Origin of the sequence: Clostridium sp. (assembly GCF_026168755.1) — a bacterium.
Lineage (GTDB): Bacteria > Bacillota > Clostridia > Clostridiales > Clostridiaceae > Clostridium.
Map to the genome: position 1 here is coordinate 15,533 of NZ_JAPFDR010000014.1, position 12,328 is coordinate 27,860.

Below are 12,328 nucleotides of genomic sequence, written 5' to 3' on the forward strand. Positions count from 1 at the left end.
TATGTTTTTAATACCGATATTTAATATCTTATTTAATATATTTTTTATAGGAATATTTGAGTTTATGATTTCTTGTTTTCTTCCTAGTGGATTACTACCATTTAATCATTTAATAAGAACTTTAATACTTTATATGATTATAATTTTTGGAATGTACACAGGGTTTGGACAAATGTGTGTAGCCTTTTTTGCAAGAGGTAGGAATACCATTGGTAGAGAGGAAAAAATATTACAACCTATCATAGAACAATTAAAAGATAGAACAGATATTAGAGGTTATTCAGCACCAGTTAAAGTACAATTTATTATTTTAGAAGCTTTAAATAATATATCAGGTAAGAAAATTAAGAGGTTGAATAAAAGAGTTAATCGTATGAAGTATGAGTATTTTACTGGTACAGTTAAGATATTTACTTTTGATAGTCTTGATATAGAAACTAATTCTTATGGAAATTCAATTTTTATAAGTAAAGGAGCTTTGGATACTTTACCAACGAATGAATTAAGAGCAGTTATTTATAATGAATTTGCACAAATAAAAACTAATGTAGCTAATATGAGGTTGTTACACGATGGAAATATACTTTTAGGTCGTGCAAGTGCAATAATATCATTGATTTTAAGTCCTTTTGCTTTAACTGTAGGTATATTTAGTAGTGCTATTTTTACTTCATTTAGTGGTAGTTATGGTTCAAATTTTGCAGATGTTTTTGGGAATATAGGGACGATAATTACTTATTCTTTATTCTGTATTATAAGGCTTGTACTTTGGTTTATAACTAAAAAATATACCAATACTGCTTATATGTTGTTTGAAAGAAAAATATTTATAAAGGCTGATAGGGCTACACATAAGGCTGGGTTTTCAAGTGATTTATTAAGTTACTTAGAAAAGTTATATGTATTTAAATTAGGTGATAAAGAAGTTTCAAGTTTATTTGTTGAATTAAGACCACTTGTTGCTTATAGAATAAATTATTTTGATAATGTACTAGGTAAAAATAAGGAGCTTTCAGCAGATAATTATGCTTGGTCATCTAACTATATGGAAAGAGTTCAAACAGTAAATAATAATAAAAATATTTCATAACAAAGGAGGGAGTTAGATGTATTGTCAACGTTGCAATATAAATACTGAAGATAAATTTTGTGAGAATTGTGGGGGAGCAACAGTTTCAACAAAGGAAGCTCCAAAGCAAGAGGAACATAAAGAGGAATTTAACAGAGAAGATTTTAAAATGAATTTACCGAAGTTTTCAAAGAAAAAAATTATTTTTTTAGTTACTGGAGCTTTATTGTTAGTTGTAGGGATTGGGGGATATAGCTCAATTCAAAGTAAGAATACACCGAAAAGTACAGTTGAAAAATATTTCAATTATCTAGCTGATGGTAATTATAGTAGTGCTTATAAAATGCTAGAGGGAACAGATGATAAGTTTTTAAGTGAAGATTTATTTAAAAAGTCAATGGAGCAAACAGATTTCAAAGATTTCAAAATAGAAGAGTTTACGCCAGAACAATATAAGATGGTTTATTATGACCCGAATAATTCAACTAATTTTGATATTACTAATTCATCAAATGTATTTTCAGTAAATATCGGGTTAAAGTCTTATCCTATTAATGTTTTAAAAGATGGTAAGAAGTTATTGTTCTTTGATGATTATAAGATTGATGTTAAGGGTTTTACTACTAAATGGTTAGTTACTGCACCTAAGGGAGCAAAGGTTGATATAGAGGGTATAGAGCCTAATAAAAGCAGTCAACCAGTAGGGAATATAGTTACTTTTAATGATAATTATAATCCTATGTTAGAGGGGTATGAGCTTTCAATATTTAGTGGAAACTTTAATATAAATTCTGAAATGGAGGGAGGAGAAAAAGTAAGTTTAACTGATGTACAAGCAGGCAGTAAAATGGATATAAAATTTGAACCAAGTAAAGAATTAATAACAGAGCTTGAGGGGAATACAAAGAAATTCTTAGAGTTATATTATTCAAATTCTACAGAGGACAAGTATTCAGATGTAGTTTTAAAAGGTAGTGGAGTATTAGAGAAAATCAATCAATTAAATACTTTTTCAAGTAACAAGATTACTAATAAGATTACTACAGTAGAGATTACAGAAAAAAAGCTTGAGGATATGGAGCATGCAACAATTACTGTTAAGGGTACTGTTCAATATGAAGATAGTTCTTTAGTTGAGTTTGGAATGAATAAGTTATCTGGTACAAAAGACTTGCTTACAGAAATTAGATTTAAAAAAGATAATGGGAAATGGTTAATAGTCGAAACTGGATATTTAAATTAAAAATAAAGGTTTAGGTAGTTGTCGTCAGCAATCTACCTAAACAAAAAATTGGGTAAGGATTCGCTGATGAAAAAAATCAATGTCAGCAAAATTGGATCTGCTTCGTAGAAACCATTTAGCAGCCATTAATTTTTTCGTCGCTCACCCAATCTATATTGTAACTTAAAGATTATTAGTATAAAAGATATTTTAAAGGAGATTATTTTATGAAGAGATATATTTCAATGATTTTAACAATGTGCTTGATGTTTACTTTAGTTCCTTTTAAACCGTTAAAGGTTTTTGCTTCTACTGATACTTTGAATTTTGCAGATTCTAAATTAAATGATATATTTTGTGAGTTTGTTGGAAAGGCTAATGGACAATCGGTCACTAAGTCAGAAGTAGAAAATAAAATGAAGTATATATACGATAACCATATTCAGATGTAGCCAGAAATAGATATTTCGGGGGTTTCTGACTTAACAGGAATTGAAGATTTAAAAGATATAGCTTACCCAATTAGAAGGATTAGAATAAGTGGAGCAGTAGACTTAACTCCTATTAAAGATTTTTCTTTTGAAGATTTAGAATTAAATGACCAAACAAATTCTAATTTACAAGTTTTCAATACTAGCACTTCTTTACAAAATTCTCTAGATAGATTAGTTATTAAGGATTATTATACAAGTTCAGATATAGTAGATTTAAGTCCTATAGGTACATTAAAGAATTTAGGACAACTACATATAGTGGGTACTAAAGTTTCAGATATAACTCCTATAGGTCAATTAAAAAACTTGAGAGCTTTAACATTAGATGGTTTTAATAGATATAATGAAACAACTGTTGATTTAAATATTATAAAAAACTTAGATAAATTATATAGTTTATCTTTAGCAAGAATGAATTTAACTAGCGAAAGTTTAAAACCTTTTTCAGAGGTAGGAACTTTCCCAGCATTAACTATGTTTGAAATTCTTAATGATAGTGGAGTACAAGATATAAGATATTTAGAAAATAATTCTACTATTGTTAATTTAACATTACACGATTGTGGTTTAGATGATAGAGCTATTGATATAGTAAAGACTATTCCTAATTTAGCTAATTTAAGTTTAGCAGATAACTATATTAAAAATATCAATAATTTAAATGGGCTTTCTGGCTTACTTTCTTTAAATGTTAGTTCTAATAGATTAGAGAACGTTGATGTTGTTGCTACTCTTAATAATTTAACTAGATTAGATTGTAGCTATAACTATATTACTGATATTTCATCATTAACTGGTTTACCTAAATTAACTGGTTTAGATATTTCTTATAATTTTATTGATGTAGACGGAACTCAAAAGGGTATTGTAGACAGTATTCCAGTTCAATATAACAAAGAAACTACTCCTCAAAGAGCTGTAACTGGGGATACTTTAATAGAAATGAATGTAGGTGATGAAATACCTTTCTTCTTTGATTCTGAACAGTTACAAGGGAATGGTTATAATATAGCTGAAATTTCTAATAGAGGTTATAGAAGTATATTTGGAGATTATATCATTGCGTCCGATGATGTGAATTTATTAGAAGTTGTTAATACTACTGTTCCTTATGGTAGTGGTAGTACAACATTTAAAGCTTTAAAATCTGGAAAAACTAAGGTTAAAGTTTTATTTAGAAATATAGATAGTGTTTTAACTAAGAGTGAAATTACAATAAAAATAAAAGATGTTCCAAAGCCAGTAATTAAGGGAAGTTATACAGTTGAGTATCAAGATGAAAGGGGCAATATATTAGATAGTAAGACTTTAAATGATTTGACTTTAGGTAGTTATTTTGAAGTTGCTAAATTCATTGATGGTTATATATTAGATGATGTTAATAATAAGAGTGTAGAGCTTACAGAAACAGAGCCTAATAAGACTATAGTATTTAAATATAAGAAGAATGAGGAACCGAAGCCAATAATTAAGGGAAGTTATAAAGTTGAATATCAAGATGAAAATGGAAATTTATTAGATAGTAAGACTTTAAATGATTTAGTTTTAGGTAATTATATTGAATTTGCTAAATTCTTTGATGGTTATACATTGATTGATGATACTATGAAGAGCTTTGACCTTACAGAAACAGAGCCTAGTAAAACCATAGTATTTAAATATGTGAAAAATGAAGAAACAAAGCCAGTAATCAAAGGGAGTTATACAGTTAAGTTTCAAGATGAAGAAGGTAATGTTTTAGACAGTAAAAGTTTTAATGATTTAGTTTTAGGTAGATACGTTGCATTTGCTGATTTTATTGATGGTTATACTTTAAATGATGAGGGAATTAAGTATATAGAATTAACAGAATTAGAGCCAAACCAAGTTATAATATTTAAGTATAAAAAGAATGAAGGAGTTAAACCAATAATACTAGGAAGTTATACAGTAGAATATCAAGATGAGAATGGTAATGTGTTAGATAGCAAGACTTTAAGCGAACTTTATTTAGGTAAATATACGGAGATTGCAAAAAAAATTGATGGCTATAATTTAGATGATGAAGAAACTAAGGTTATTGATTTAACAGAAGAAAGTCCTAATGGAACTATAATATTTAAATATAAAAAACAAGAAGTTCCAGTAACTCTAGAAAAACCAAAAGAAGAAGTTAAAGAAGAGTTTAAAGCTCCACAAGAAACTTTACCTAAAACTGGAGACCCTTTCAGTTCAAATATATTAATGATGTTAGGAGTAGCTTTAATTGGATTAGGAGTTGGATTTAATAAAAAATTTAAGAGATAGAATAATCATTAGTATTTTCTATTTAATTTACTGGGGCATATGTCCCAGTTTTCTTATATTTTATATAGGTGATATATTATAAGTATAGTAATTTAATTAATTTGGTGATGAAACACATGATATATGTTGAGGAGTATAATTAAAATTTTTGTGTAGTTTAGATGTAATATAACTTAGTTAAGGGAGGAGAAATGGAAACTATAATTTATTATGGAGGCTATAAAATAGTTAAGTATCCAAACATAATAGTAGGAAAAAATATAAAAGATTTTGGATATGGATTTTATTGTACTAGGATAAAGAAACAAGCAGAAAAGTTAGTAAACAAATATAAGACACCGGTTATAAATTCATATGCTTTAACTGATATTTCAGATTTGAATGTTAAGGTATTTGAAAAGTATGATAAGGAATGGCTCGATTTCGTTGTTCATTGTAGAAGTGGGGGAGAGCATGATTATGATATTGTTGAAGGATTTATGTGCGATGATACAATATTGGATAACTTAGAAGATTATATAAATGGACACATAGACAAGACAAGATTTCTGGAAATGATGAAGTTAAAATGGAGTAATAAACAAATAAGTTTTCATACAGTTAAAGCACTAAAAAGACTAAAGTTTATTGAATGTGAAAAAATAAAAAAATAAACAACAAGATATTAAAAAGAGTATTGAGGGTACAGACAAAGAGCCATTTGTAAGAGATTTAAATGAGGAAATTCTATATTCTATAATTGAAAGTTTGAAAAATATGGTATAATAAAAATAGCTAAATTTATTCTTTAAATTATAGGATAAAAATTCTATGAACAAGGATAGTTTGGTTATAATATAATTATTCTATTTAAAAAGTTTATTGGTCGCTAATCCCAAATAGCGAGTTATAAAAAGGGAGTTGGTACTACTCAATGCCAACTGAAATTGAGTGTAGCAACCGAGCAACTGCTACTAAAAGGACATATGCTTAGGTGATGATTGTCGTAAAGCTCGGGTGATTTATAAAATAGCTTATAATTTTTTTATATATTATAAGGGGAAGCTAAGTGTACTATTATTAGGTATACCTAACTAAAGGGAGGAAGATAGTGGTGTTTAGAACATCACTATTTTTCTTTAAAATAATTATTTTACTAAACTATAATTTAACTTGAAGAATTTTAATTTTAAAGGGACTACAGGGGGACTATCCTCCAATATTTATGAAAATAAAGCTTGCCCTTTAAATACTTTTATAGTCTTTAAAATATAGTAAATACAAAGGTTTATGTATATATACGATACGTAAAAGAATATATTAAAACATATGGTACTATTCCTGTTGGGAGTACCATTAAAAACCCACAATCCTTATAAAATAAAGGTTTGTGGGTTTTAATTATATATAAAGTTACCATTTAGGTTTTTTTATATCTTATTTTTTACGCATAGACTTAATTTTTTCTCATATCGATATTCTATCAACCATATTAAAAATATTATAATAAAATAAAAACTTTCTTATTGAAATTTTTTATCCCATAAACATAAATGTATGACAAGTAAATACTGAAGCTACTTGCATGAAGCATAGTAGTGAGCCTACTATAATTCCTGGGATATATGGATTATTACAATATTTAGCTAAACGACGTAGTAGAAGTACTGCTACAGGGAATACTGGTATTGCATTAATCATATATGTGAATGTAAATGGTGCTCCAAAAATATCTGGTTGGAATCCTGTTTTTGCAAATAAGTAGTATCCAATGAAAGTAATAGCAAATGCAGGAACCATATTCATAAATGCAAAGAATAAATCATTTAATAATGTTGGCTCTTTACCTATCTTTGAGTAGTAAGCAGAGTTTATTGAAATACTTACAGCTATACCAAATACCAAGAAGAATGGTAAGTAGGTAAAGAATAAGTATAAGTGTTCTAAAGGTAATTCACGCATTCCCCATAAGTAGAAACGTAAATCAATTTGGAATACATATTGTGCTATATACACAACAACTAATACGCTTAAAACTCCAATAACAGCTAGTAAAATAGATTTTACAAAGTTTATAAGAGATATTTTTACTCCCCATGATTTTAATGTATCACCTTGTTTTCTAGCATATAAGTAGTATGAACCAAATGAAGTTATTAACATAAATATACCATTAGCTAATGACCATAATGCATATATATTAGTAGTTTGTTGTGGTAAGTAATTTGTTACAAAGTAACCAAAACCTTTACTGAATATAAATGTTATGCTTAAGAAAGCAAATGCACAGTTAGCTATAGTTAATACCCAGAACCAAACCTTTCCTAATTTATTAGGAGCTGGTTTTAATTGTTTATTATCTTCAGCTTTTAAGCTTGCAAAGAACTTAGTTTTTGTTAATGTAGCAATTGTAAATACGCAAATTGCAAGGGCACCGAAAAGTCCTAATATAGAAGCAGCAGTGTATACTCCCCAGATTTGCATTCCACCAACTAAGTAGTTAGGAGCTACAAATACATCTTGGAAGAAGTCAACTACAGCAGCTACAGAACCAGCACCACCTTGTGGCTTAGGATGGATTTCATTTGCTTTTGTAATACGACGAATAACTTGTTTACCGTTCATATCAGTAGTATAAGTGTGTCCAGGAATTACTTCGCTATCCTTAAATACACTTGGTTCTTGTCCAAAGCTTACAAATGATTTTGCTTCATTAGAGCTTAAGAATTGTTGAGGAGAAACTGGCATTCCATCTTCACCAACAGTGCTAAAGTATACATGATCATAGAATGTATAGTAAAGACCTACGCTACGATCACCATAAACGTTTGTCCAATTACCTTCGAAGTCTGTAAAAGTTGGGTTACTTGCAACTAGATATACAGCAGATAGTACTGGATTTCCGCTCATATTATCTAAGCTAACACTCATGTTTGTAGCATTACCACCCATAGAGTGTCCAGCTATACCAATTTGATTTAAATCAACATAATCTAATTCACTAACATATTTTACTGCAGAATAAACTCCATAAGCATCAGCATTTGGGTCAGTAAAGAATGTTTCAAATGGTGTTATATCAGAACCACCGTGGTTTAACATATCTGGAGTTACAACTACAAATCCACGACGAGCTAGTTCAAGAGCATATTGAGCATAGCACTCCTTAGTTGTAGATAACCCATGAGCAAATACAACAGCAGGTGCTTTATTTTCTGAAGTTGCAACTTTTGGGCTATATACTCTAATACTTACATTATCTCCAGAACGGGTTTGTACCGTAGTAGTCTCAATTTTAACTTTTCCAAAGTTACTTAAAAGTAGATTGGCACTAACAGCACATAATAAAGTGAAAACAATTGATAAGATTAGTCCAAGTTTTGCTGTAAATTTAAATTTAGATTTTTTATTCATATTTATCCCCCTGTAATTTGAATTAAAACGTTAACATTTCATGTATAAATTATACAAAGGAAGTTATTTTATAAATATGACTAATTTTATAAGTTAGTATAACAATGTTGCACTTATAGCAAAAAAGGTAGTTTAGCTTTAGGATAATTAGGTATAATATTTTGTAAGGAGGAGTAATTATGAGTGAAAAATTAGAGGTTATTTATTATCCAAGTGTAGATAATATGAAGATATTTGTTGTTGATATAGAATATAGACTACCACATACTCATCCAGAAATGGAAATTTTATTTGTTTTTAGAGGTAATCCCATTTTTATAATTAATGATGAAAAATTTGAATTTCATCAAGGGGATATTATATTAATTAATAGTAATGACAAGCATGAAATAATTTCAAATAATGGAATATCAACTTTTTTAGTTTTAAATATTTCAACTAAGTATTTTGAGGGGTATTTTTCACAAATTAATCAAGTTACATTTAAAGGACATTGCACATATAATCCTGAAAATAAGCTAGTGATATATACGTTTTTAAATCTTGCTAGAATTTACATAGAAAAATCTAATTTTTATAAAGTTAGGTGTGCAAGCATGATTAATATTATGTTTGTTCACTTATTAGATACTTATTCAAAGGATGATATTTATAATGATAAAAGCAAGGATAATTGCTTAAATAAGCTTAGGTTAAGAAGAATTATTAATTATGTAGAAGAAAATTATTATGATAAGATTTCACTAAAAGAGATTGCAGATATGGAAGGTGTATCTGTATATTTCTTATCACGATTTATTCATAAGTATTTAGAATTAAGTTTTCAAGATTACTTAACATTTATAAGATTTAATCATGCTAGAGAGCTTATTCTTACAACTGATATGAAATTAGTAGATATTTGTTATCAATGTGGTTTTTCAGATTACCGTTATATGACTCAAGCATTTAAAAAGTATTGTGAGTGTACGCCAAAAGAGTTTAAACTTAAGGCAATTACTTCAGTTACATCAAAACTTTTTTTAGGAACGAATAGTCAAAGAATATATAATAATGATGAAGTGTTGAATATAATTGAAGATACAATTAAGCATTATAATTTAATTGAACCACATTAATAAAATTTAAAATACCAGATATTACATATAAGAGTAAGAAAATAATAATTATATGACGATAAATTAATAAAACCAAAACCTATAATAAAATTTAAGTTTTTTAAGGCTTTTTAATTTTTTTTCAAAAATAGTATTATAAAATTGCTTCAGATAAATTTACCAGGAGATGAAGATAATGAGAATAAAAAAAGAGTGGGCAATTTTACTTACAGTATTACCAATGACGTTTATGACCACATTAGATAGTAGCATAGTAAATGTAGCTTTACCTACTATGGCAAAAGAGTTAAATACCAGTATGGCAGGAATAGAATGGGTAGTTACAAGCTATTTAATAACTATATGTGCAACTATATTACTATTTGGTAAATTAGGAGATATTTTAGGAAAGACTAGAATATTTAAATTTGGGATAGGGATTTTTACTATAGGGTCTTTACTTTGCGGGTTTTCAAATACACTATTTATGCTTATATTATCTAGAATAGTTCAGGCTATAGGAGCAGGAGCGGCTATGGCAACAAATCAGGGAATTATAACTGAGACTTTCCCAGCAAATGAAAGAGGTCGTGCACTTGGGATGACTGGGACAGCTGTAGCTCTTGGAACTATGGTAGGACCAACATTAGGAGGGCTTATAGTTTCTATTGCACCTTGGGAATATATTTTCCTTATAAATATTCCTATAGGTATATTAGTTTATATTGGAGTTATTAAGATTTTACCTTTTAAGAAAAAAATGAGTGATTTTATAATTGATATTAAAGGAAGTATATTATTTATGATTTCTATAACATTATTATTTACATCTATAAACTTTGGACAAAGTTTAGGATATAATAACTTATTTATAGTAATGTCATTTATAATTTCATTAACTTTATTTGCAATATTTATTAGAGTTGAAAAAAATTCTGATAATCCTATGTTAGATATAAAAATATTTAAGAATAGACTTTTTTCATTAAGTATATTCTGTGGATTTACATCATTTATATCAATAGGTGCAGTAAACATAATTTTACCTTTTTATTATCAAGATGTATTATCTTTAAGTCCAAGCACAGCTGGACTTATGATGACTGTATCTCCAATAATATTGGCAGTAGTAGCACCGTTAAGCGGATATTTATCAGATAAAATAGGAAGTGAAAAAATATCGGCATTAGGTTTATCAATTCTGTCTATAGGAATAATATCTTTAGTTATATTTAATGTTAATACATCTCTTATAGTAGTTGGAATTTTAGTTGGATTACTTTCACTAGGTAGTGGAATATTCCAGTCTCCTAATAATTCATTAATTATGTCTACAGTTGAAAAAAATGAGCTTGGAATAGCTGGAAGTATAAATGGATTAGTAAGAAATTTAGGAACAACTACTGGAATAGCACTTTCTACAAGTATTTTATATAGTAGAATGAGTAGTAAGTTAGGGTATAAAGTTTCTGGATATGTAGATGGTAGAGCAGATGTATTTGTATATGCAATGCGATTTGTATTTATAGGAATAGGAGTAATATGTTTAATTGGAGCAATTTTAAGTGTAATTAGAGTTGTTAAAAAGATAAAAAAATAAATTTTATAGAATAGGTTTATCTTTAGCTAAAAAGTACCTTAATAGAATAGATTTTTTAGGATTTATTCTATAAGGTACTTTTTTATTATATATTCTTATTTAGATTTTTTTCTAAAAAGTCTTTTGATTTTTCTAATACTATTATTACTACTCCACCTATAATGAAGAATATCCAACTAAAGCTTGAAAGATCCATCGCTGGTTTTGGAATTTCTAATGTTGTAGGACCCATAAATACTGCATAGATTGAGCCAAGCATTAATCCTAGGATTAAGTAGATCATTGCAGATCTATATTTATTTAATAAAAATTTGATTATTTTTATAGTACTTAATATTCCTACGATAACACCTAATCCAAATATTATAAGTACTGGTAAGTAAGAAAAGTTTAAAGATAAAACTTCTTTTATTGCACTTATAATTCCTGTATAAAGACCAAATATTAATAATAAGGTTGAGCCCGATATACCAGGTAAAACCATAGCTGAAATTGCAATCATTCCAGCAACAAATACAAATATACCAATACTAAAGTTTAAATGCCCTAATGAAAGATTTAATCCACCATTTGACCCTGATGGGTTAAAATACGTAATTAAAACAACAATTAAAGCTCCAATTATAGTAAATATAATATTTTTGTATTTACCAACTAAAGAGTCCTTTTCTTCTTTTATTATTAGTGGAATTGCAACTATTATAAAGCCTGTAAACAATGAACTTATACTATAAATATGCTCATCAAATATAGAAGATAATATTAGTACGGATAATACCATACCTACTATCCAACCAATTCCTAATTTTATTAAGAAGATTAAAGACCTTTTCTTATCATCTGTACTATTTTTTGATATTAAAGAATTTAATGAACCTATAAAATCATCATAAAATCCTAAAATAAAAGCAATAGTACCCCCCGAGACTCCAGGTACACTATCGGCTAGAGCCATAAAAAAACCTCTGATAAAATTAATAATAAACACAATATCACCTCAAAATAAATATGTTAAGTATAAAATAAATATACTAAATATATAGAATACTCAGTATAATTGTATAAAAATTATATTATAAATACGGAAAAAATACTAAATATTTTTTCTGAAAAAATGTAAATTATATGTTTATTTATTGGTAAATTATATCATACGTTATTACTATT

The 12,328-nt window shown here is 27.7% G+C and carries 9 protein-coding genes; 7 read left to right on the plus strand and 2 right to left on the minus strand.

From position 1 onward, the window contains the following. The first annotated feature begins 1 nt into the window (after position 1). From Q0Y03_RS07310 to Q0Y03_RS07330, 5 genes are all read left to right on the plus strand, one after another. The gene (locus tag Q0Y03_RS07310; RefSeq protein WP_297713184.1) at positions 2-1,090 is read left to right on the plus strand and encodes a hypothetical protein; all 1,089 of its coding nucleotides are present in this window, start codon (positions 2-4) and stop codon (positions 1,088-1,090) included. A gap of 16 nt (positions 1,091-1,106) precedes the next feature. After that, positions 1,107-2,312, plus strand: coding sequence for a hypothetical protein (locus Q0Y03_RS07315; protein ID WP_297713185.1), 1,206 nt, complete (start codon positions 1,107-1,109; stop codon positions 2,310-2,312). A 206-nt stretch (positions 2,313-2,518) separates the two neighbouring features. Then, positions 2,519-2,743 (plus strand): hypothetical protein, encoded by a 225-nt coding sequence (locus tag Q0Y03_RS07320; RefSeq protein WP_297713186.1) that lies wholly within the window; start codon positions 2,519-2,521, stop codon positions 2,741-2,743. Positions 2,744-3,043: 300 nt separating this feature from the next. Next, the gene (locus Q0Y03_RS07325) at positions 3,044-5,071 is read left to right on the plus strand and encodes a MucBP domain-containing protein (RefSeq protein WP_297713187.1); all 2,028 of its coding nucleotides are present in this window, start codon (positions 3,044-3,046) and stop codon (positions 5,069-5,071) included. A 191-nt stretch (positions 5,072-5,262) separates the two neighbouring features. Further along, entirely contained in the window at positions 5,263-5,724 is a 462-nt protein-coding gene (locus tag Q0Y03_RS07330; protein ID WP_297713188.1) for a DUF3990 domain-containing protein, read from the plus strand. 862 nt (positions 5,725-6,586) lie between these two features. On the opposite strand, the gene Q0Y03_RS07335 is transcribed toward Q0Y03_RS07330, so the two are convergent. After that, positions 6,587-8,464, minus strand: coding sequence for an alpha/beta fold hydrolase (locus Q0Y03_RS07335; RefSeq protein WP_297713189.1), 1,878 nt, complete (start codon positions 8,462-8,464; stop codon positions 6,587-6,589). A 179-nt stretch (positions 8,465-8,643) separates the two neighbouring features. On the opposite strand from Q0Y03_RS07335, the gene Q0Y03_RS07340 reads away from it, so the two are divergent. Both Q0Y03_RS07340 and Q0Y03_RS07345 read left to right on the plus strand, forming a co-directional pair. Continuing rightward, positions 8,644-9,582: an AraC family transcriptional regulator gene (locus Q0Y03_RS07340; protein ID WP_297713190.1), complete on the plus strand. Its 939-nt coding sequence runs from the start codon at positions 8,644-8,646 to the stop codon at positions 9,580-9,582. A 175-nt stretch (positions 9,583-9,757) separates the two neighbouring features. Then, the gene (locus tag Q0Y03_RS07345; protein ID WP_297713191.1) at positions 9,758-11,161 is read left to right on the plus strand and encodes an MFS transporter; all 1,404 of its coding nucleotides are present in this window, start codon (positions 9,758-9,760) and stop codon (positions 11,159-11,161) included. 85 nt (positions 11,162-11,246) lie between these two features. Here the strand turns inward: Q0Y03_RS07345 and Q0Y03_RS07350 are convergent, their stop codons facing one another. Continuing rightward, positions 11,247-12,149 (minus strand): DUF368 domain-containing protein, encoded by a 903-nt coding sequence (locus Q0Y03_RS07350; protein ID WP_297713192.1) that lies wholly within the window; start codon positions 12,147-12,149, stop codon positions 11,247-11,249. Positions 12,150-12,328 lie beyond the last annotated feature (179 nt).

What these genes read in the sequence shown, in the direction of transcription:
- Q0Y03_RS07310 (WP_297713184.1), top strand. Translation starts at nt 2, where the DNA reads ATGTTTTTAATACCGATATTTAATATCTTATTTAATATATTTTTTATA.
- Q0Y03_RS07315 (WP_297713185.1), top strand. Translation starts at nt 1,107, where the DNA reads ATGTATTGTCAACGTTGCAATATAAATACTGAAGATAAATTTTGTGAG.
- Q0Y03_RS07340 (WP_297713190.1), top strand. Translation starts at nt 8,644, where the DNA reads ATGAGTGAAAAATTAGAGGTTATTTATTATCCAAGTGTAGATAATATG.
- Q0Y03_RS07320 (WP_297713186.1), top strand. Translation starts at nt 2,519, where the DNA reads ATGAAGAGATATATTTCAATGATTTTAACAATGTGCTTGATGTTTACT.
- Q0Y03_RS07345 (WP_297713191.1), top strand. Translation starts at nt 9,758, where the DNA reads ATGAGAATAAAAAAAGAGTGGGCAATTTTACTTACAGTATTACCAATG.
- Q0Y03_RS07335 (WP_297713189.1), bottom strand. Translation starts at nt 8,464, where the DNA reads ATGAATAAAAAATCTAAATTTAAATTTACAGCAAAACTTGGACTAATC.
- Q0Y03_RS07330 (WP_297713188.1), top strand. Translation starts at nt 5,263, where the DNA reads ATGGAAACTATAATTTATTATGGAGGCTATAAAATAGTTAAGTATCCA.